Annotated in this window: 19 protein-coding genes; 8 read left to right on the top strand and 11 right to left on the bottom strand. The window is 61.6% G+C overall.

All coding sequences use genetic code 11. The features are described 5' to 3' along the window. Positions 1–162: 162 nt before the first annotated feature. Positions 163–1,050 carry a threonine/homoserine exporter RhtA gene (gene rhtA / locus N005_RS02985; RefSeq protein ID WP_047699261.1) on the top strand — a complete coding sequence of 296 codons (888 nt, stop codon included), beginning with the start codon at positions 163–165 and terminating at the stop codon, positions 1,048–1,050. Between the two features lie 167 nt (positions 1,051–1,217). After that, entirely contained in the window at positions 1,218–1,499 is a 282-nt protein-coding gene (locus tag N005_RS02980) for a hypothetical protein (protein WP_047699259.1), read from the top strand. A gap of 54 nt (positions 1,500–1,553) precedes the next feature. On the opposite strand, the gene N005_RS02975 is transcribed toward N005_RS02980, so the two are convergent. From N005_RS02975 to N005_RS02955, 5 genes are all read right to left on the bottom strand, one after another. Then, on the bottom strand, positions 1,554–3,362 hold the full coding sequence (locus N005_RS02975; RefSeq protein ID WP_047699258.1) for an aminopeptidase P family protein: 1,809 nt from the start codon (positions 3,360–3,362) through the stop codon (positions 1,554–1,556). 48 nt (positions 3,363–3,410) lie between these two features. Then, the gene (locus N005_RS02970; RefSeq protein WP_047699256.1) at positions 3,411–4,577 is read right to left on the bottom strand and encodes a cysteine desulfurase family protein; all 1,167 of its coding nucleotides are present in this window, start codon (positions 4,575–4,577) and stop codon (positions 3,411–3,413) included. Between the two features lie 154 nt (positions 4,578–4,731). Further along, on the bottom strand, positions 4,732–5,346 hold the full coding sequence (locus N005_RS02965; RefSeq protein ID WP_047699254.1) for a LysE family translocator: 615 nt from the start codon (positions 5,344–5,346) through the stop codon (positions 4,732–4,734). A gap of 96 nt (positions 5,347–5,442) precedes the next feature. After that, on the bottom strand, positions 5,443–5,709 hold the full coding sequence (locus tag N005_RS02960) for a lipoprotein (RefSeq protein WP_047699252.1): 267 nt from the start codon (positions 5,707–5,709) through the stop codon (positions 5,443–5,445). 111 nt (positions 5,710–5,820) lie between these two features. Continuing rightward, complete coding sequence (locus N005_RS02955; RefSeq protein WP_047699250.1) at positions 5,821–6,186, bottom strand: antibiotic biosynthesis monooxygenase; 366 nt, start codon at positions 6,184–6,186, stop codon at positions 5,821–5,823. Between the two features lie 94 nt (positions 6,187–6,280). On the opposite strand from N005_RS02955, the gene soxR reads away from it, so the two are divergent. Together soxR and N005_RS02945 are read left to right on the top strand one after the other, a co-directional pair. Next, entirely contained in the window at positions 6,281–6,733 is a 453-nt protein-coding gene (soxR, locus tag N005_RS02950) for a redox-sensitive transcriptional activator SoxR (RefSeq protein ID WP_047699248.1), read from the top strand. Positions 6,734–6,836: 103 nt separating this feature from the next. Further along, positions 6,837–7,295 (top strand): VOC family protein, encoded by a 459-nt coding sequence (locus N005_RS02945; protein WP_047699245.1) that lies wholly within the window; start codon positions 6,837–6,839, stop codon positions 7,293–7,295. A 145-nt stretch (positions 7,296–7,440) separates the two neighbouring features. Here the strand turns inward: N005_RS02945 and prpF are convergent, their stop codons facing one another. The 5 genes from prpF to N005_RS02920 all read right to left on the bottom strand — a co-directional run bounded on the left by prpF (position 7,441) and on the right by N005_RS02920 (position 14,225). Continuing rightward, positions 7,441–8,643 (bottom strand): 2-methylaconitate cis-trans isomerase PrpF, encoded by a 1,203-nt coding sequence (gene prpF / locus N005_RS02940; RefSeq protein WP_047699243.1) that lies wholly within the window; start codon positions 8,641–8,643, stop codon positions 7,441–7,443. A 26-nt stretch (positions 8,644–8,669) separates the two neighbouring features. Beyond that, positions 8,670–11,261, bottom strand: coding sequence for a Fe/S-dependent 2-methylisocitrate dehydratase AcnD (gene acnD / locus N005_RS02935; protein ID WP_047699241.1), 2,592 nt, complete (start codon positions 11,259–11,261; stop codon positions 8,670–8,672). A gap of 197 nt (positions 11,262–11,458) precedes the next feature. Then, positions 11,459–12,586, bottom strand: a complete 1,128-nt coding sequence (prpC, locus tag N005_RS02930) for a bifunctional 2-methylcitrate synthase/citrate synthase (protein ID WP_047699239.1) — start codon at positions 12,584–12,586, stop codon at positions 11,459–11,461. Between the two features lie 38 nt (positions 12,587–12,624). Then, positions 12,625–13,515 (bottom strand): methylisocitrate lyase, encoded by an 891-nt coding sequence (prpB, locus tag N005_RS02925; RefSeq protein WP_047699237.1) that lies wholly within the window; start codon positions 13,513–13,515, stop codon positions 12,625–12,627. Continuing rightward, positions 13,512–14,225 (bottom strand): GntR family transcriptional regulator, encoded by a 714-nt coding sequence (locus N005_RS02920; protein WP_047699235.1) that lies wholly within the window; start codon positions 14,223–14,225, stop codon positions 13,512–13,514. Before N005_RS02920 ends, prpB begins: the two co-directional genes overlap by 4 nt. Before the next feature lie 290 nt (positions 14,226–14,515). On the opposite strand from N005_RS02920, the gene rloA reads away from it, so the two are divergent. The 4 genes from rloA (at position 14,516) to pabB (ending at position 19,202) form a co-directional block, all read left to right on the top strand. Next, positions 14,516–15,052: a retropepsin-like aspartic peptidase RloA gene (gene rloA / locus N005_RS02915; protein WP_047699233.1), complete on the top strand. Its 537-nt coding sequence runs from the start codon at positions 14,516–14,518 to the stop codon at positions 15,050–15,052. Positions 15,053–15,058: 6 nt separating this feature from the next. Then, positions 15,059–16,591 (top strand): osmotic stress tolerance membrane protein RloB, encoded by a 1,533-nt coding sequence (gene rloB, locus N005_RS02910; RefSeq protein ID WP_047699231.1) that lies wholly within the window; start codon positions 15,059–15,061, stop codon positions 16,589–16,591. Continuing rightward, complete coding sequence (locus tag N005_RS02905; RefSeq protein WP_047699229.1) at positions 16,591–17,577, top strand: alpha-L-glutamate ligase-like protein; 987 nt, start codon at positions 16,591–16,593, stop codon at positions 17,575–17,577. Before rloB ends, N005_RS02905 begins: the two co-directional genes overlap by 1 nt. Positions 17,578–17,858: 281 nt before the next feature. Then, positions 17,859–19,202, top strand: coding sequence for an aminodeoxychorismate synthase component I (gene pabB, locus N005_RS02900; RefSeq protein ID WP_047699227.1), 1,344 nt, complete (start codon positions 17,859–17,861; stop codon positions 19,200–19,202). A gap of 117 nt (positions 19,203–19,319) precedes the next feature. Here pabB and thrH read toward each other — a convergent pair whose 3' ends face one another. Beyond that, positions 19,320–19,937, bottom strand: a complete 618-nt coding sequence (gene thrH, locus N005_RS02895) for a bifunctional phosphoserine phosphatase/homoserine phosphotransferase ThrH (protein WP_047699225.1) — start codon at positions 19,935–19,937, stop codon at positions 19,320–19,322. Positions 19,938–19,948: the final 11 nt, after the last annotated feature.

The raw sequence follows: 19,948 nt of genomic DNA, 5'->3' as shown, positions 1-19,948 counted from the left end.
AGACTCAGAATCTGCCGTCAACCCTTAATTACGCTTTTCTATCCATAAGCGACATCCGGTAAATGAAATCCGTCTTATATATAGACGCTGTCACTCAAAGTGCGCAGTATATTGCTCAACACAATCACTTTCCCCTGCCCTTACCCTGGACAAGCCTCCGTAATGAACTCCTCACATCGCAGCCTGGCCGCCACTTTGTACCCGGTTGCCCTGCTTCTAATCGCCATGGCATCCATCCAGTCTGGAGCGTCCCTGGCCAAAAGTATGTTCCCGGTAATCGGTGCCCAAGGCACGACGACGTTACGACTCATTTTTGCCAGCATCATCATGCTGTTGCTACTGCGTCCCTGGCGCGCCAAGCTGACAGCCCAGTCCTTGCGCACCGTGGTTGTCTACGGGATGGCACTGGGTGGCATGAACTTCCTCTTCTATATGTCAGTCCGCACGACGCCGCTGGGAATCGCCGTGGCGTTGGAATTTACCGGCCCTCTGGCGGTGGCTATTTATAATTCGCGCCGGGCAATCGACTTCCTTTGGATTGCCCTGGCAGTCACCGGTCTGCTCCTGCTGATACCGACGGGGGCCACCACCGCCGGCATCGACCCAGTCGGCGCCGGCTACGCATTGGGCGCGGGCGTGTGCTGGGCGCTCTATATTCTGTTTGGTCAGAAAGCCGGGGCAGACAACGGCGTACAAACCGCCGCGCTCGGAGTGGTAATTGCAGCCCTGTTCGTAGCCCCTATCGGCATCGTCCACGCCGGGGCCACGCTGCTGACACCGAGCCTGATTCCAGTCGCCATTGGCGTCGCCATTCTCTCCACGGCCCTGCCCTATACCCTGGAAATGATCGCCTTGACCCGCCTGCCTGCCCGCACCTTCGGCACCCTGATGAGCGTCGAACCCGCCGTCGCCGCCCTGTCAGGGTTCGTATTCCTCCAAGAGTACCTGTCACTGGCCCAATGGATGGCGATTGCCTGCATCATTCTTGCGTCAATCGGTGCAACCCTGACGCTGAATAACGCCGTAAAGCCCGCGATTGCGGCTGATTGAGGCAGGATTTAACGAAGCTCTGGCATTTGCCGCGCATTTAGGCCATGTTTAGGTCCGTAACCCAATGTCAAACATGGAATTTTTCATACAGGACGTCACGAACGCTTCAAGCGCAAGCGAATGTAGTCATACGTGGACAGAGATCCACGACGGCGTTAAGGACGGGAATGAAACGAATCTTGATATTGGTCGCCGTACTTGCAGTTGCGGGATGCGCGGCGACAACGAAAACTGAAGTCAAACGCGGCAAGAAAGCTCTGCACATCAATTGCTCCGGCCTGACATCGTCCTGGGACCAATGCGCCGCGAGTGCCGCCAACTCATGCGCCCCCAAGAACTACAAGATCATCGCCAAGTCGGGGGACGCGGTCGAAGAGCCAGGGGATTACCCTTTCGGACTCAATCCCGCCGGCTACACCAGCCGCAGCATGATCGTCATCTGCAAGTAAACGGCAACCCGAATATCGGATGGGGCGGATTTACCGCCCCGGCTGATGCCGACATCAGATTGCCGCTGTCCGGTCCTTCAACCACTGCAGTGCCGCGCCGTCCAACAACGGGCTCAACCGGCGCTGAACCTCGGCATGGTAGGCATTGAGCCAGGCCTTTTCATCCTGGGTCAGCAACGATGGCTCCAGGCAACGCGTGTCGATCGGACACAGGGTCAGGGTTTCAAACTCAAGGAATTCACCGAACTCGCTGCTCCCCGCCTCGCGGTTCAAGGCCAGGTTCTCGATGCGCACACCCCAGCGTCCCGGACGATAAGTCCCCGGCTCGATGGAGGTAATCATGCCAGGCTGCATGGCGGTCTGCGGCGTGGGAGCCGCCTGATAGGCGATGACCTGCGGTCCCTCGTGGACATTCAGGAAATAACCGACGCCGTGACCGGTACCATGTCCGTAATCCACCTGTTCGGCCCAGATCGGTGCCCGTGCGATGGCATCCAGCAGCGGCGACAGAATGCCACGCGGGAATCGAGCCCTGGACAAGGCAATCACTCCCTTGAGCACACGCGTGCAGTCACGCTTCTGCTCAGCATTGGGCGTTCCAACCGACACCATGCGGGTAATGTCCGTGGTGCCGCCCAGGTATTGGCCCCCGGAATCGATCAACAACAACCCATCACCCTCGATGACCGCATGGGCTTCCTCCGTGGCGTGGTAATGGGGCATCGCACCGTTGGCGTTGAAAGCAGCAATGGTGTTGAAGCTCAGGGAAACAAAATCCGGCCGGCGTTTGCGAGCCGCAGTCAGGTGTTCATCGATGGTCAGTTCAGTGATGCGCTCGCGACCCCAGGCACTTTCCAACCAGGCGAAAAACTCACAGAGTGCTGCGCCATCCTGCTCCATCGCGCGACGGATATGCTCGGCGTCGGCCAGGCTCTTGCAGGATTTGGCCAGCGTCGTCGGATTGAGCCCTTCCACCAGCTTCACGTTACTGCCCAGGTTATCCAGCAAACCGACCGTGACCCGGGCCGGATCGACCAGCAGGCTCGCGCCACCCGGCACATCACGTAACGCGCTCGCTGCTTCGCTGTAATCACGCAGGGTTACGCCGTCCTGCTCGAGGACCGCACGCAACGGACCATCGACCTTGTCCAGGGCCACGAACAAGGTTGCCTGCTGCTGGCTGATCAAGGCAAACGAGACGAACACGGGATTGAACGACACATCCGCGCCGCGCAGGTTGAACAACCAGGCAATGTCGTCCAGCGTGGCGATGAAGTGCCAGTCGGCGCCACGCGCCTTGAGGGTTTCACGCAGCTTGGCGAGTTTCTCGACCCGGCTGACAGTCGCCTGGGGTGGAAGGTGTGCGTATACCGGCTGATCGGGCAGGCCTGGACGATCGGACCAGGCCTCATTCAGCAGATCGATGTCGGTGCGCAAACGCGCGCCTCGCTCCGCGAGCTTGCTGCCCAAGGTTCGGGCCGACGCCATAGCCATTACCGCGCCATCGACCGCGACCACCCCACCTTCGGGCGTCTGTTCGGCCAGCCAGTCCAGGGGACCGGGTTGGCCAGGAATGAGCTTGACCAATTCAATGCCACTGCCCTTCAGTTCCTGGGTGGCCTGTTCCCAATAACGACTGTCGGCCCAGACCCCGGCGAAGTCCTTCGTCACGATCAAGGTCCCGACCGAGCCATGGAAGCCCGATAACCACTGCCGCCCCTGCCAATAGCGCGGCAGGTACTCCGACAGATGCGGATCAGCCGACGGCACCAGCAGCGCATGGATACCCTCCCGGCTCATCAGTTGGCGGATTCGCGCCAGGCGCTGGGGAACCAGTCCATGGGTCAAAGGCTCGGTACTCATCGTCTCTCCTGTCTATCAATATTATGGTTCGAGGCCCAGGCAACCGGCTCAGGGGGTACTGGCCCAGAATGCCGGCGCCGCGACGCAGGCGGCCTTGATCAGCCGCACGGCCTCGTCGATATCCTGTTCACGGGTGAAGCGCCCCAGGCTCAGGCGAATGGTCCGCCCTGCCGCGCGAGCATCGTGCCCCAAGGCCAACAGCACATGGGACGGTGTGTTGTTCGCCGAATTGCAGGCTGACGTGGCGGAAAATGCAAGGGAAGCACCCAATGCGGCCGGGTTGAACTCACCTTCATGGAACGTCAGGCTCAACGTGTGGGGAATGCGCTGGGTCGCACTGCCGTTGATGCATACACCGGGCAGGGCCAGCAACGGCTCCAGCAAACGATTGCGCAAACGGGCGATTTTGTCGAGTTCGTCGTCGAACGACTGGGCCGCCAGCTCGAAAGCCGCGCCCATGGCCGCGATCTGGTGAGTCGCCAGGGTGCCCGAGCGAAAACCACCCTCATGCCCGCCCCCATGGATCTGCGCCGACAGGCGCGGTCGGGCACGCTCGCCGACGTAGAGCGCGCCGATGCCTTTGGGGCCGTAGAGCTTGTGCGCGGAAAAGGACATCAGGTCCACCGGCCAATGGGCCAGGTCAATCCTCACCTTGCCCGCGCCCTGGGCAGCATCCACATGGAACAACGCGCCGTGCCCCCGGACAAGCTCGCCGATGGCCGCAACGTCATTGACGGTGCCCAGCTCGTTGTTCACCAGCATCAGCGACACCAGGAAGGTGTCCTCGCGCAAGGCTTCGCGGACAGCGTGCGGACTGATCAGGCCATCGGCATCCGGAGCCAGCCAGGTCACCGCGACGCCGCTCTCTTCGAGCTGCCGGGCCGTGTCGAGAATCGCCTTGTGCTCGATCAGGCTGGTGATGACATGACCGCCGGACACCCCGCGCGCCTGGGCCACCCCCTTGAGGGCCAGGTTGTTGGATTCGGTGGCGCCGGAAGTCCAGACGATCTGCTGCGCCTGTGCCCCCACCAACTGCGCCACCTGCTGACGCGCCCGCTCCACCGAGCGCCGGGCTTCCTGTCCGAAGGCATGGGAGCTGGAGGCCGGGTTGCCGAAGTTGCCGTCGAAACCCAGGCATTCGACCATGACCTGGATGACCCGCTCATCCACCGGCGTAGTGGCGGCGTAATCGAAATATAAAGGACGTTTATTCATGGAAAACTCGCAGAGCCTGTTCCGGGATCGAGCGCTCTCGTTGGGTTCGAGGTTACTACCCGATCAACCTTAAAGAAGTGAGACTTCGTTTAAAAGTGCGTAGGAACGCTCCTGAACAGCGAGCTTAGCAGGCATCCAGTCGAAGCTCAGCCCCTCATCTCATGCTTTCGAGCAATAACGGATACAGCGAGGCCACTAGCAACAGCGCCATTCCCCAGTTGAACAGACGCAGCCAGCGATGATCACGCAGCAGGTTGCGCAACAGGCTGCCGCAGACCACCCACAGGCTGACACTGGGCAGGTTGATCAGGGCGAACACGGCCGCGATCACCACCACATTGAAAAAGTAGCCTTGCAGCGGCGTGTAGGTGCTGATGGCGCCGATGGCCATGATCCAGGCCTTGGGATTGACCCATTGGAATGCCGCGGCGCCCCAGTAGCTGATTGGCGTGCGTTTCCCTGATTCGCTCTCGGAGACCGGGCCGGAGTGGGCAATTTTCCACGCCAGGTACAACAGGTACGCCGCGCCAACGTAGCGCAGTACGGTGTACAGCAGCGGATACGCCTGGAACACCGCGCCCAGGCCAAAGCCCACCGCCAGCACCAGGACAAAGAAACCACAGCTGATGCCCAGCATATGAGGGATGGTGCGGTTGAAGCCGAAATTCACGCCCGAAGCCAGCAACATGGTGTTGTTGGGGCCCGGTGTGATCGAGGTGACAAGGGCAAACAGGGCGAAGCCCAGCAGCAGATCCAGCGAAAGGGTCATGGCGGTCAGTCCGTCGTGTGGTCAGGTGATGACCCTACTCTTGGTCCTGTCGCAAACCCATGGACAGTTGGGTAAAACTTCCGGCGGTACAGTCTCTCAGCTTGGCTTTCCGGGCAGTTGCACGGGTTGGCCGGCGCTCATTTCACCGCGATCGTCGAAACCACTGTTTTTCTGCGACGGGCCAAGCAGCTCGGCTTTTTTCGCGTGGTACTCATCGAACGACAGGCCCCGGCGATTCAGGGCTTCAAGGGCCAGTTCGCGGGTTTCTTCGGCGGTGTACGGGCGCAGTTCAGGCGACGAGGTGGCGCAACCGCTCAATACGGTGGCGACTAACAGCAGGGAAACGGCAAGGATACGATTCATGACGAGTGTCCGGTGTCGTGGGGCGATGAATAAAGGCTACCCGCCGGCCCTGTACGGCAGAAATCAACCCTTTTGATAGTGGGTATCGCCCCTCCGGATTCCTCATTCCCCTCAACCAAACAGCTGACATTGCAGCGCATTATCCGAGCTGCGTTCGATGCTGCGGATCACCTGGAACGAACCAAAGGTTACAGCTTTGGCTCGGTGGGCCTGGATCAGCCCCCAGAAATCCTGCTCACCACTTTCAAACCGTCGGAACGCCGCCTCCCCCGCTTCCCGGGTTTGCCATTGCAAATAATTGAGTACACGCCTGCCGTCCTCGCTGACCTGGATGCTGGCACTCAGAAAGCCCTGATGCTCCCGCGCCAAGTGCTCGGTCTGCTCCGACAGGGCGGTAATCAGCGCCTGCTGCCAGTAAGGCTCGATGTCGAATTCGATCAGTTGGGTGAAGCTGCGATTGTTCCTTGGTGATTGCATGAGAGGTCCTCGATACACGTAAAGGGAATCTTGCGATCCGAAGGCGTGCAGCGTAAAACCTCTACTTAAGTCAAGGTCAAGCAATGAATCCGCTATGGCGCAGATAGATATCCACAAAGAACTCACCGTTGGCCAAGTGGCCGCCCGCAGCGGCGTGGCCGTCACCGCCCTGCACTTCTATGAAGCCAAGGGGCTGATCAAAAGTACCCGCAACCAAGGCAACCAACGCCGCTATCCAAGAGGGGTGTTGCGGCGCGTGGCACTGATCAAGGTTGCCCAGCGCCTGGGCATTCCCTTGGCGGAGATCGGCGCGGCGTTGAAGACCCTGCCGGACAACCGCGCTCCAACCGCTGCCGATTGGCAGGTCTTGTCGGCGCAATGGAGCCAGGACCTGGATAGACGCATCAGCCAATTGATCGCGTTGCGCGACCGACTGAACGGTTGTATTGGCTGCGGTTGCCTGTCGATGGAGGCTTGCCCGCTGCGTAACCAAGGCGACGCGTTGGGCGAGCGTGGACCGGGCGCGCATTTGCTGGACGAGTCGTAAGGCGTTCGTCGGGACCTGGGTCGACTCGAAATCGCTGGCCTATAGTGAATGGGCGCAAATCGACGAAGCCGCTCTTCGCCCGATACAAAAAAGGAGAAACGTCATGGGCGTCAAAGCCATTCCCGAAGGTTTCCACAGCGTTACGCCCTACCTGGGCATTCATAAAGCCGCCGAAGCCATCGAGTTCTACAAAAAAGCCTTCAATGCCACTGAAGTGATGCGCCTGGCAATGCCTGACGGAGGCATCGGTCATGCCGAGCTGCGGATCGGCGGCAGCCCGATCATGCTCGGCACACCCTGCGATCAAGGCCCGCTGCGCAATCCGGACCAATCGCCGTCAGTAGGCCTGCATTTATATGTCGAGGATGTGGACCGCATGTTTGCCCAGGCGATTGCCGCCGGCGGCACGGTGATTGCCGAGGTCAAGGATCAGTTTTATGGCGATCGCTCCGGCAGCTTGAAGGATCCTTATGGGCATGTGTGGTTCCTGGCCACGCACAAGGAGGATCTGACTCAGGAACAGATCGAGCAACGGGCCAGGGAGATGTTTCAACAGGGCTGAACTACCTCGATCAGTCAAACCACAACCTTGTGGGAGCGAGCCTGCTCGCGATAGCGGTGCATCAGTCAACAACGATGCGGCTGACCCGACGCTATCGCGAGCAGGCTCGCTCCCACAATGATTCAATCCAGATCCCTGCGGCGGGTCAGAACGTGTCTGCCGGTACCCGCACGAACCCTTCCATCAACACCCGCGCGCTGCGACTCATGATGGCTTTGGTCACCGTCCATTCACCGTTGGCCTGGCTGGCCTCGGCGCCGACGCGCAAGGTGCCGGACGGATGGCCGAAGCGCACGGCGTTGCGCTCGGTACCGCCGGCGGCCAGGTTCACCAGGGTGCCGGAAATGGCTGCCGCGGTGCCGATGGCGACGGCGGCGGTGCCCATCATGGCGTGGTGGAGCTTGCCCATGGACAGCGCCCGCACCAGCAAGTCGACGTCCGCTGCCGCTACGGCTTTGCCACTCGATGAAACGTAGTCCGCCGGTGGCGCGACAAACGCCACTTTCGGCGTGTGCTGGCGCTGGGCGGCTTCGTCGAGTTGCTTGATCAGGCCCATGCGCAGGGCGCCGTGGGCGCGGATGGTCTCGAACATCGCCAGGGCCTTTGGGTCGCCGTTGATGGCACCCTGCAGCTCGGTGCCGGTATAGCCGATATCCTGCGCATTGATGAAGATCGTCGGGATCCCGGCGTTGATCAGGGTTGCCTTGAGCGTACCGACGCCAGGCACTTCCAGGTCGTCCACCAGGTTGCCGGTGGGAAACATCGAACCGCCTCCGCCTTCTTCCTCGGCCGCCGGATCCATGAATTCCAGCTGTACTTCTGCCGCCGGGAAAGTCACCCCGTCGAGTTCGAAATCACCGGTTTCCTGCACCGCGCCATCGGTCATCGGCACATGAGCGATGATGGTCTTGCCGATGTTGGCCTGCCAGATCCGCACCACGGCCACACCGTTTTGTGGAAGGCGGCCGGCCTCCACCAAGCCACTGCTGATGGCAAACGAACCCACCGCCGCCGACAGGTTGCCGCAGTTGCCGCTCCAGTCCACGAACGGCTTGTCGATGGAGACCTGGCCGAACAGGTAATCGACGTCGTGGTCGGCCCGGTTGCTCTTGGACAGGATCACCGTCTTGCTGGTGCTGGACGTGGCGCCGCCCATGCCGTCGATCTGTTTCTCGTATGGATCGGGACTGCCGATGACTCGCAGCAGCAAGGCATCGCGCGCCGCGCCGGGGACACGGGCGGCTTCGGGCAGGTCCGTCAGATTGAAGAACACGCCCTTGCTGGTGCCCCCGCGCATGTAGGTGGCGGGGATTCTGATCTGTGGTGAAAAGCGTGGTGCATGAGCCATGAAGCACCTACTCCTTATCGTGGGATTTAAACGACAACCGCCGATTCAAGGAAATCCTGGGCAAAGCGCTGCAACACGCCACCCGCTTCATAAATCGACACCTCTTCAGCCGTATCGAGACGGCAGGTCACCGGCACCTCAACGCGCTCACCGTTCTTGCGAGTGATGACCAGGGTCAGGGTCGCACGCGGGGTGCGCTCGCCAATCACGTCATAGATTTCGCTGCCATCGATGCCCAGGGTCTTGCGATTGGTACCGGGCTTGAACTCCAGTGGCAACACGCCCATGCCCACCAGGTTGGTGCGATGGATGCGCTCGAAGCCTTCGGCGACAATCGCCTCGACACCGGCCAGGCGCACGCCCTTGGCCGCCCAGTCCCGGGAGGAGCCCTGGCCGTAGTCGGCACCGGCAATGATGATCAGCGGCTGCTTGCGTTCCATGTAGGTTTCGATGGCTTCCCACATGCGCATCACCTTGCCTTCGGGCTCGACCCGTGCCAGGGAACCCTGCTTGACCTTGCCGTTTTCCTGGACCATTTCGTTGAACAGTTTCGGGTTGGCGAAGGTGGCGCGCTGGGCGGTCAAATGGTCGCCCCGGTGCGTGGCGTAGGAGTTGAAGTCCTCTTCCGGCAGGCCCATCTTCGCCAGGTATTCGCCGGCGGCGCTGTCCAGCATGATCGCGTTGGACGGCGACAGGTGGTCGGTGGTGATGTTGTCCGGCAGCACCGCCAGCGGGCGCATGCCCTTGAGCGGCCGCGCTCCCGCCAGCGCCCCTTCCCAGTACGGCGGACGGCGGATGTAGGTGCTTTGCGGGCGCCAGTCGTACAGCGGCGTGACTTTCGGCCCGGTGTCTTCCTGGATGGCGAACATCGGGATGTACACCTGACGGAACTGCTCCGGCTTCACCGCGGCCTTGACCACGGCTTCGATTTCCTCGTCGCTCGGCCAGATGTCCTTGAGACGGATTTCCCGACCGTCGACCACGCCCAGCACATCCTTCTCGATATCGAAACGGATGGTCCCGGCGATGGCGTAGGCCACCACCAAGGGCGGCGAAGCGAGGAACGCCTGCTTGGCGTACGGATGGATACGGCCATCGAAGTTGCGGTTACCCGACAGCACGGCAGTGGCGTACAGGTCGCGGTCGATGATTTCCTGCTGAATCGCCGGGTCCAGCGCGCCGGACATGCCGTTGCAGGTGGTACAGGCGAAGGCCACCACGCCAAAGCCCAATTGCTCCAGTTCCTTGGTCAGGCCGGCTTCATCCAGGTACAGCGCCACGGTTTTCGAACCCGGTGCCAGGGACGACTTGACCCACGGCTTGCGGACCAGCCCCAGGCGATTGGCATTGCGCGCCAGGAGGCCAGCGGCAATGACGTTGCGCGGGTTGCTGGTGTTGGTGCAACTGGTGATGGCGGCGATGATCACCGCGCCGTCGGGCATCTGCCCCGGTACCTCGGTCCATTGTCCGGCGATGCCGTTGGCCGCCAGATCGGCGGTCGCGACGCGGGCATGGGGGTTGCTCGGCCCGGCCATGTTGCGCACCACCGAGGACAGGTCGAAGGTCAGGCCACGCTCGTATTGCGCCCCCTTGAGGCTGTCGGCCCACAGGCCCACTTGCCGGGCATAGGTTTCCACCAATTGCACCTGCGCGTCTTCGCGACCCGTGAGCTTCAGGTAGTCGATGGTCTGCTGGTCGATGTAGAACATCGCCGCCGTGGCGCCGTATTCCGGGGCCATGTTGGAAATGGTGGCGCGGTCGCCCAGGGTCAGCGCCTGGGCGCCTTCACCGAAAAACTCCAGCCAGGCGCCAACGACCTTCTGCTTGCGCAGGAACTCGGTCAACGCCAGCACCATGTCGGTGGCCGTGATGCCCGGTTGCAACTTGCCGGTCAGCTCGACGCCGACGATTTCCGGCAGGCGCATCCATGACGCGCGGCCGAGCATGACACTCTCGGCTTCCAGTCCACCAACGCCGATAGCGATCACGCCCAAGGCATCGACATGGGGCGTATGGCTGTCGGTGCCCACGCAGGTGTCGGGGAAGGCCACGCCGTCCCGTTGCTGGATCACCGGGGACATTTTTTCCAGGTTGATCTGGTGCATGATCCCATTGCCCGGCGGAATCACGTCGACGTTCTTGAAGGCCTTTTTGGTCCAGTTGATGAAGTGGAAGCGGTCTTCGTTGCGGCGGTCTTCAATCGCACGATTCTTGGCGAATGCCTGAGGGTCGGAGCCGGCGCTTTCAACTGCCAGGGAATGGTCGACGATCAGTTGGGTCGGCACCACCGGGTTGACTTGGGCTGGGTCGCCGCCCTGCTGGGCGATGGCGTCGCGCAGACCGGCCAGGTCCACCAGGGCGGTCTGGCCGAGAATGTCATGGCAGACCACCCGGGCCGGGAACCATGGGAAGTCCAGGTCGCGCTTGCGCTCGATCAGTTGCAGCAGCGACTCGCCCAGGGTGGCCGGGTCGCAGCGACGCACCAGGTTTTCCGCCAGCACGCGCGAAGTGTACGGCAGGCCGTCGTAGGCGCCGGGGCGGATCGCATCCACGGCACCGCGAACGTCGAAATAATCCAGCGAAGTGCCGGACAGCGGTTTGCGAAATTCTGTGTTCATCGTCAGGACTCGGTCACGGTGGATTCAGGAGGGGCTGGCGCAGCCATTGAAGTGAACCTGTTCTCCTGTGGGAGCGGGCTTGCTCGCGATTGTGGTGGGTCAGCCAACAATGATGTCGCTGACCCGGCGCTATCGCGAGCAGGCTCGCTCCCACAGGGTTCCGGTTTCTTCAGTACCGGCGGTTAAACCCCTCCAGCTCAGCGTTGTTCGATTGGCACGAACTTGCGCTGTTCGACGCCGGTGTATTCGGCGCTCGGGCGGATGATGCGGTTGTTGGCGCGTTGTTCGAACACGTGGGCGGCCCAGCCGGTCAGGCGCGAGCAGACAAAGATCGGCGTGAACAGCTTGGTCGGGATGCCCATGAAGTGGTACGCCGAGGCATGGTAGAAGTCGGCGTTGGGGAACAGTTTCTTCTGTTCCCACATGGTCTTGTCGATGGCTTCGGAAACCGGGAACAGCACAGTGTCGCCCACTTCATCGGCGAGTTTTTTCGACCAGCCCTTGATCACCTCGTTGCGCGGGTCGTTGTCCTTATAGATCGCGTGACCGAAGCCCATGATCTTATCCTTGCGCTCCAGCATTGCCAGGGTGCCCTTGATCGCCGCTTCCGGCGAGTCGAAGCGTTCGATCATTTCCATGGCCGCTTCGTTGGCGCCGCCATGCAATGGGCCGCGCAGCGAGCCGATCGCCGCAGTGATGCAGGAAAACAGGTCCGACAGGGTCGAGGCACAGACGCGGGCGGTGAAGGTCGAGGCGTTGAATTCATGCTCGGCGTAGAGGATCAGCGACACGTTCATCACCTTGACGTGCAGCTCGCTCGGTTTCTTGCCATGCAACAGGTGCAGGAAATGGCCGCCGATGGACGCTTCGTCGGTCACGCATTCGATGCGCTGGCCCTGGTGGCTGAAACGATACCAGTAGCACATGATCGCCGGGAACGCAGCGAGCAGGCGGTCGGTCTTGTCGTGCTGTTCGGCAAAGCTTGCCTCGGGTTCCAGGTTGCCGAGGAACGAGCAACCGGTGCGCATCACGTCCATCGGATGGGCGTCGGCGGGGATGCGCTCCAGCACTTCCTTCAGGGCCTGGGGCAGATCGCGCAATTGACGCAATTTGCGGACATAGCCATCCAGTTGTGCCTGGGTCGGCAGCTCGCCGTACAGCAACAGATAGGCCACTTCTTCGAATTGCGCATCAGCCGCCAGGTCGCGAACGTCATAGCCGCGATAGGTCAGGCCAGCACCGGACTGGCCCACGGTGGACAAGGCGGTTTGCCCGGCTACCTGGCCACGGAGCCCGGCGCCACTGAGTACTTTTGCTTCGGCCATTTGCTGTCTCCAATCTTGGATTTGTTAGGGATCGCGACTTACTTCTTCGCAGCGAACAACGCATCGAGCTTCTGCTCGAAGGTGTGGTAATCGATGCGATCGTAGAGCTCCATGCGGGTCTGCATGGTGTCGATGACATTCTGTTGCGTGCCGTCGCGCCGGATCGCGGTGTAGACGTTTTCGGCGGCCTTGTTCATGGCGCGGAACGCCGACAACGGATACAGCACCAGGGACACGTCGGCACCGGCCAGTTGTTCGGTGGTGTAGAGCGGTGTCGCGCCGAACTCGGTGATGTTGGCCAGGATCGGCGCCTTCACGCGGCTGGCGAACAGCTTGTACATCTCCAGTTCGGTAATCGCTTCGGGGAAGATCATGTCGGCACCGGCCTCGATACAGGCGGCCGCACGGTCCAGCGCGGACTCCAGGCCTTCCACTGCCAAGGCATCGGTGCGGGCCATGATCACGAAGCTGTCGTCGGTACGGGCATCGACGGCCGCCTTGATACGGTCGACCATTTCCTGCTGCGAGACGACTTCCTTGTTCGGCCGATGGCCGCAACGCTTGGCGCCGACCTGGTCTTCGATGTGGATCGCCGCCGCGCCGAACTTGCTCATCGACTTGACGGTGCGGGCCACGTTGAATGCCGAGGAACCGAAACCGGTGTCCACGTCCACCAGCAACGGCAGGTCGCACACGTCGGTGATCCGCCGCACATCGGTCAGCACGTCATCCAGGCCGGTGATGCCCAGGTCCGGCACGCCGAGGGAACCGGCCGCCACGCCACCGCCCGACAGGTAGATCGCCTTGAAGCCGGCGCGCTTGGCCAGCAACGCATGGTTGGCGTTGATCGTGCCGACCACCTGCAACGGGTGTTCGCTGGCGACCGCGTCGCGGAATCGCTGGCCTGGCGTGCTCTTGCTGGAACTCATGACTCACCTCGTTCAGTGGCGGCGCTGTCCTGGAAATGGCGCGCGATGTTGCGTTTGGAGGCGCCGATGTGCCGGCGCATCAATAATTCAGCCAGTTCGCCGTCACGGTCGGCGATGGCATCGAGAATCCGGTGGTGCTCGGCAAAGGCCTGGCGCGGACGGTTGGGCGTGGTGGAAAACTGGATGCGGTACATGCGCACCAGTTGATACAACTCGCCGCAGAGCATTTGCGTCAGGGTGCGGTTGCCGCTGCCCTGGATGATCCGGTAATGGAAGTCGAAATCGCCTTCCTGTTGGTAGTAACCGACCCCGGCCTGGAACGCCGCGTCGCGCTCGTGGGTTTCCAGGACCTGGCGCAGTTCGTCGATTTCCGCCTGGGTCATGCGCTCAGCCGCCAGGCGGCAGGCCATGCCCTCCAGGGACTCGCGGATTTCGTAGAGCTCCAGCAACTCGGCATGGCTGAGGGACACCACTCGGGCACCGACATGCGGCACCCGTACCAGCAGGCGCTGGCCTTCCAGGCGATGGATGGCTTCGCGCAACGGGCCCCGGCTGATGCCGTAGGTGCGGGCCAGCTCGGGCTCGGAGATCTTGCTGCCAGGAGCGATCTCGCCTTTGACGATGGCGGCCTGGATACGCCGGAAGACGTTTTCGGAAAGGGTTTCCGAATCGTCCTGGGCCGGCACCGGCGCTTCGAGCTGATCGAGCATATTGTCGACACCTTTAGAATCAATATGGCAAAAACTACCCAATCAGCACGTATACGTCAAAACAAAAAATAACATTGTCGACAATCTTCTGATAAACACCTTCTACACAACCGCCTCTTGGCCGGGTTTGCAACGTCCGGTCGGCGGTGGCGTCAGAAAACCACCGTGCTAGAATGCCGCCGCTGTTGGCCGCTCTCCTGCTCTTCTATATAGAGAGAAGGCTACCGAAGGAGCTTGTGCAGTAATGCCAGGGCCTGAACCGATAAACGGAACGCCGTGCACCAGGATCTATGACATTCAAGCCCTTATCCGCTGTCCTCTGCTTCATGTGCCTGCCGGGACTCGCCGCAGCGGGTGAAAAGACCGTGTACGGCCTCAACGAATACGCAGCGCTGCAGGGCATCGACCTGGAGGTGGCCGCCAAGCTGGACACCGGCGCCAAGACCGCCTCCCTCAGTGCCCGCGATATCAAGCGCTTCAAACGCAATGGCGAATCCTGGGTGCGCTTCTACCTCGCCATCGACGCGGCCCATTCGCACCCCATCGAACGCCCGCTGGCCCGGGTCAGCAAGATCAAACGCCGCGCCGGTGACTACGACCCGGAAGAAGGCAAGAAATACACGGCCCGGCCGGTCATCGAACTGGATATCTGCATGGGCTCGGCCCTGCGCAGCATCGAAGTGAACCTGACCGACCGTAGCGCCTTCCAATACCCGTTGCTGATCGGTTCCGAGGCGCTCAAGCGCTTCGACGCACTGGTCGACCCCAGTCTCAAATACGCTGCCGGCAAACCCGCCTGCACCACTGCCGCTCTTACCGCAGAGTAATTTCCAATGCGCTCCCTTACCCTCCATTTGAAAATGCTGATCGCCATCCTGGTGGTGCTGGGCCTGTCGGTGACGGCCTATCAGATTTTCGTGCTCGGCATCCCGGTGACCGAAGACGCCACGGACGACCTGTGGAACATCGACGCCAAGGTCGAGTTCGTGCCCAACGCCAAGGACCCGGTGAAGATCCAGATGTTCGTGCCGCCGCTGAGCCGCGACTATGTCAGCCTCAACGAGAGCTTCATTTCCAACAATTACGGCGTAGCGGTGAACCGGATCGACGGCAACCGCAAGGTGACGTGGTCGGCCCGCCGGGCCAAGGGCAACCAGACCCTCTATTACCGCCTGGTGCTGACCAAGCGCTACAGCGCCGAAAAAACCAAGGTCAAGGGACCGACCTTCCGCGACAGCATCGCCATCGAAGGCCCGGAGAAGATCGCCGCCGAGGCCTTGCTCGCGCCGATCCGCCAGCACTCGGCCGACGTCGAGACCTTCATCAGCGAAGCCATCAAGCGGGTCAACAACCTCAACGACGACAACGTCAAACTGCTGCTGGCCGGCGACCCGTCTTCGAGCAACAAGGCCAGAATCGTCGAACTGGTGCTGTCCATCGCCCACGTGCCGGTGGAAAAGGTCCACACCATCCGCCTGGTGGCCGACCAGCCGCAGACACCGGAACTGTGGCTACGCAGCTTCAACGGCACCGACTGGCTGTACTTCAACCCGGACACCGGCGAACAGGGCCTGCCCACCGACCGCCTGCTGTGGTGGACCGGCGATGAAAACCTGATCACCGTCGATGGTGGCAAGAAAGCCACCGTCACCTTCAGCATGAACAACAGCGAGATGAACGCCATTCGCCTGGCCAAGCTGACGGACGAAAACACCGACGCCAACTTCCTCGAATATTCGCTCTACGGCCTGCCCCTGCAAACCCAGCAGACATTCATGATCATGGTGATGATCCCCATCGGCGTGCTGGTGATCCTGGTCCTGCGCAACCTGGTCGGCCTGCAGACCCTGGGGACCTTTACCCCGGTGCTGATTGCCCTGGCTTTCCGCGAAACCCAGCTGGGCTTCGGGATCGTCCTGTTCACGGTGATCACGGCCCTGGGCCTGTCACTGCGCTCCTACCTGGAACACCTCAAGTTGCAGATGCTGCCGAGGCTTTCGGTGGTGCTGACGTTCGTGGTGGTGCTGATCGCCGCCATCAGCCTGTTCAGCCACAAGCTGGGCCTGGAACGTGGCCTGTCGGTGGCCCTGTTCCCGATGGTGATCCTGACCATGACCATCGAACGGCTGTCCATCACCTGGGAAGAACGCGGCGGCGGCCATGCCATGAAGGTCGCCATCGGCACCCTGTTCGCCGCATCCCTGGCGCACCTGATCATGAGCGTGCCGGAGCTGGTGTATTTCGTCTTCACTTTCCCGGCGATCCTGCTGATCCTGGTGGGCTTCATGCTGGCCATGGGTCGCTATCGCGGCTACCGCCTGACCGAGCTGGTGCGGTTCAAGGCCTTCCTCAAGGCTGACTCGTAATGTTCGGTTTCTGGAAAACCTGGAAGGCCCTGGAAGCCCGGGGCATCATGGGCATCAACCGGCGCAATGCCGACTACGTGCTCAAGTACAACAAGCGCAGCCTGTACCCCATCGTCGATGACAAGATCATCACCAAGGAACGGGCCATCGCCGCCGGCATTCACGTACCGGAACTGTACGGGATCATCTCCACCGAAAAGGAGATCGACAAACTCGACGGGATCATCGGCGGGCGCACCGACTTCGTGATCAAGCCCGCCCAAGGCGCCGGTGGCGACGGCATCATCGTGATTGCCGACCGCTTCGAAGGCCGCTATCGCACCGTGTCCGGCAAGATCATCAGCCACGAGGAAATCGAGCACCATATTTCCAGCATCCTCACCGGCCTGTACTCCTTGGGCGGACACCGCGACCGGGCGCTGATCGAATACCGCGTGGTGCCGGACCAGATCTTCAAGAGCATCAGCTACGAAGGCGTGCCGGACATCCGCATCATCGTGCTGATGGGCTATCCGGTGATGGCCATGCTGCGCCTGCCGACCCGCCAATCCGGCGGCAAGGCCAACCTGCACCAAGGCGCCATCGGTGTGGGTGTGGACCTTGCCACCGGCCTGACACTGCGCGGCACCTGGCTGAACAACATCATCGCCAAACACCCCGACACCACCAACGCGGTGGATGGCGTGCAACTGCCCTACTGGGACGGTTTCATGAAATTGGCCGCCGGCTGCTATGAGCTGTGCGGACTGGGCTACATCGGCGTGGACATGGTGCTGGACCAGGAAAAAGGCCCGTTGATCCTGGAGCTGAACGCCCGACCGGGGCTGAACATCCAGATCGCCAACGACTGCGGCCTGACCCTGCGCACCCACGCCGTGGAAGCGCACCTGGAGGAATTAAAGGCGCGGGGTGTCGTCGAAACCGTGGAGGAGCGGGTGGCGTTTGCCCAGGAGTTGTTTGGGCATATTCCGCCGGTTGAGGGTTGAGCACTTAAGCGGCTTAATAGAAAACCTGTGGCGAGGGGATTTATCCCCGCTGGGTTGCGCAGCAGCCCCAACAAAGTTAGCTCAATCTGTCTGATACACCGACGTGCCAGGATTTAGGGCTGCTTCGCACCCCAGCGGGGATAAATCCCCTCGCCACAAAAGCTCATACCTGCAGGTAGCTCAAAACCCCGGACTTGCCCATCTCCGACATCCCTCTAGGAGCAAATCCTACACAGGGATTACAATCGCCCCCCCGCCTCAATGGCCGACCCACCCCGCCCATGCCGACCTGTTCCGTACACCCATTACCCTACCGCGCCAACCCCGCCGAGTATTTCGCGGCGATTCGTCATGCCCCGGGAAGCGTGCTGCTCGACAGCGGCCGGCCAAGCGCCGAACGCGGACGTTATGATTTGCTCAGTGCCTGGCCGCTGGAACAACTGGCGGTGCTACCGGAAGAGAGCGGTGCCGATTTCCTGCAACGTTTGCGCGCTCAACTGACGCAGTTGGGGCATGCTGTATTACCGGGCACGCTGCAATTGCCTTTCGCCGGTGGTCTGATCGGCTACCTGAGCTATGACTTCGGCCGGCACCTCGAAGCCCTGCCCTCCCACGCCAAAGACGACCTGCAACTGCCCGATGCCCGTTTCGGCGTGTACGACTGGGCGCTGGTCAGCGACCACCAGACCGGCACCAGCCAACTGGTGTTCCACCCGCATTGCCGCGACAGCGAGCGCCAGCGCCTGATCGCGCTGTTCAGCCAGCCAGCTCCCGCAGCAGAGACCGACTTCAGACTTGAAAGCCCGATGGCTCCCGACCTCAGCGCCGATGAGTATCGGCAGGCCATCGAACGGATCCACGGTTATATCCAGGCCGGCGATTGTTACCAAGTCAACTTTGCTCAGCGCTTCCGGGCGCCCTGCCGGGGGGATGCCTGGGCCGCCTATCAGGCGCTGCGCGCGGCATGCCCGACGCCGTTTTCCGGCTTCCAGAGCCTGCCCGACGGTGGTGCGGTGCTAAGCCTGTCGCCGGAACGCTTCGTTAAAGTCAGCGAAAGCCATGTGGAAACACGCCCGATCAAGGGCACCCGACCGCGGGGCACATCGCCCAGCGAAGACGCGGCTCACGCCGCCGAACTGTTGGCCAGCCCCAAGGACCGCGCGGAAAACCTGATGATCGTCGACCTGCTGCGCAACGACCTGGGCCGCACCTGCCGGACCGGCTCGGTGCGCGTGCCGGAACTGTTCAGCCTGGAAAGCTACCCGAACGTGCATCACCTGGTCAGCAGCGTGACCGGCGAACTGGCCGACGGCAAGGATGCCCTGGACCTGATCGCCGGCAGCTTCCCCGGCGGCTCCATCACCGGCGCCCCGAAGATCCGTGCCATGCAGATCATCGACGAACTCGAACCGACCCGGCGCGGGCTGTATTGCGGCTCGTTGCTGTACCTGGACGTGCGCGGGGAAATGGACAGCTCCATCGCCATCCGCAGCTTGCTGGTCAAGGATGGACAGGTCTGTTGCTGGGGCGGCGGCGGGATTGTCGCGGATTCGGACTGGCAGGCGGAGTATCAGGAGTCGATCACCAAGGTCAAAGTGCTGCTCGATACCTTGCAGAGTCTCTAACCACCGCACAACTTCCCCTGTGGGAGCGAGCCTGCTCGCGATAGCGTCGTGTCAGTCAAGATCAATGCAACTGAACCAACGCTATCGCGAGCAGGCTCGCTCCCACAGGGGATAGTTTTACAAGCTCAGGTTACGAGTCGAGGCCTTGAGGAATTCCTGTTTCAACTCGGCAAAGCTGTGCACCGCCGGGAACTGCGGGAATTCCCGGATCACATTGTCCGGCGCATGGAACAGGATGCCGGCGTCGGCTTCGCCCAGCATGGTGGTGTCGTTGTAGGAATCCCCCGCAGCAATCACCCGGTAGTAGAGGCTCTTGAAGGCCAGGACCGACTGTCTCTTGGGATCTTTCTGACGCAGTTGATAGCCCGTCACCCGCCCGCCTTCATCCGTGATCAGACGATGGCAAAGCAAAGTCGGGAAACCCAGTTGGCGCATCAAGGGTTGGGAAAATTCGTAGAACGTGTCGGAAAGAATCACCACCTGGAAGCGCTCGCGCAGCCAGTCGACGAACTCGATGGCGCCGTCCAGCGGCTTGAGCGTGGCAATGACTTCCTGGATGTCGGAGAGCTTGAGGCCATGCTCGTCGAGGATGCGCAACCGCTGCTTCATCAGCACGTCGTAGTCGGGAATGTCCCGAGTGGTTGCCCTGAGGGATTCAATCCCGGTTTTTTCGGCGAAGGCGATCCAGATTTCCGGGACCAGCACACCTTCCAGGTCGAGACAGGCAATTTCCACAAGACACTCCC

Source organism: Pseudomonas mediterranea CFBP 5447, from assembly GCF_000774145.1.
Lineage (GTDB): Bacteria > Pseudomonadota > Gammaproteobacteria > Pseudomonadales > Pseudomonadaceae > Aquipseudomonas > Aquipseudomonas mediterranea.
This window is presented reverse-complemented; position numbering and strand designations above follow the sequence as displayed.

What these genes read in the sequence shown, in the direction of transcription:
- N005_RS02980 (WP_047699259.1), top strand. Translation starts at nt 1,218, where the DNA reads ATGAAACGAATCTTGATATTGGTCGCCGTACTTGCAGTTGCGGGATGC.
- rloA (WP_047699233.1), top strand. Translation starts at nt 14,516, where the DNA reads ATGACATTCAAGCCCTTATCCGCTGTCCTCTGCTTCATGTGCCTGCCG.
- rloB (WP_047699231.1), top strand. Translation starts at nt 15,059, where the DNA reads ATGCGCTCCCTTACCCTCCATTTGAAAATGCTGATCGCCATCCTGGTG.
- soxR (WP_047699248.1), top strand. Translation starts at nt 6,281, where the DNA reads ATGGCGCAGATAGATATCCACAAAGAACTCACCGTTGGCCAAGTGGCC.
- N005_RS02955 (WP_047699250.1), bottom strand. Translation starts at nt 6,186, where the DNA reads ATGCAATCACCAAGGAACAATCGCAGCTTCACCCAACTGATCGAATTC.
- prpB (WP_047699237.1), bottom strand. Translation starts at nt 13,515, where the DNA reads ATGAGTTCCAGCAAGAGCACGCCAGGCCAGCGATTCCGCGACGCGGTC.
- N005_RS02975 (WP_047699258.1), bottom strand. Translation starts at nt 3,362, where the DNA reads ATGAGTACCGAGCCTTTGACCCATGGACTGGTTCCCCAGCGCCTGGCG.
- acnD (WP_047699241.1), bottom strand. Translation starts at nt 11,261, where the DNA reads ATGAACACAGAATTTCGCAAACCGCTGTCCGGCACTTCGCTGGATTAT.
- N005_RS02965 (WP_047699254.1), bottom strand. Translation starts at nt 5,346, where the DNA reads ATGACCCTTTCGCTGGATCTGCTGCTGGGCTTCGCCCTGTTTGCCCTT.
- rhtA (WP_047699261.1), top strand. Translation starts at nt 163, where the DNA reads ATGAACTCCTCACATCGCAGCCTGGCCGCCACTTTGTACCCGGTTGCC.
- prpF (WP_047699243.1), bottom strand. Translation starts at nt 8,643, where the DNA reads ATGGCTCATGCACCACGCTTTTCACCACAGATCAGAATCCCCGCCACC.
- N005_RS02945 (WP_047699245.1), top strand. Translation starts at nt 6,837, where the DNA reads ATGGGCGTCAAAGCCATTCCCGAAGGTTTCCACAGCGTTACGCCCTAC.
- N005_RS02905 (WP_047699229.1), top strand. Translation starts at nt 16,591, where the DNA reads ATGTTCGGTTTCTGGAAAACCTGGAAGGCCCTGGAAGCCCGGGGCATC.
- prpC (WP_047699239.1), bottom strand. Translation starts at nt 12,586, where the DNA reads ATGGCCGAAGCAAAAGTACTCAGTGGCGCCGGGCTCCGTGGCCAGGTA.
- N005_RS02960 (WP_047699252.1), bottom strand. Translation starts at nt 5,709, where the DNA reads ATGAATCGTATCCTTGCCGTTTCCCTGCTGTTAGTCGCCACCGTATTG.
- N005_RS02920 (WP_047699235.1), bottom strand. Translation starts at nt 14,225, where the DNA reads ATGCTCGATCAGCTCGAAGCGCCGGTGCCGGCCCAGGACGATTCGGAA.
- pabB (WP_047699227.1), top strand. Translation starts at nt 17,859, where the DNA reads ATGCCGACCTGTTCCGTACACCCATTACCCTACCGCGCCAACCCCGCC.
- N005_RS02970 (WP_047699256.1), bottom strand. Translation starts at nt 4,577, where the DNA reads ATGAATAAACGTCCTTTATATTTCGATTACGCCGCCACTACGCCGGTG.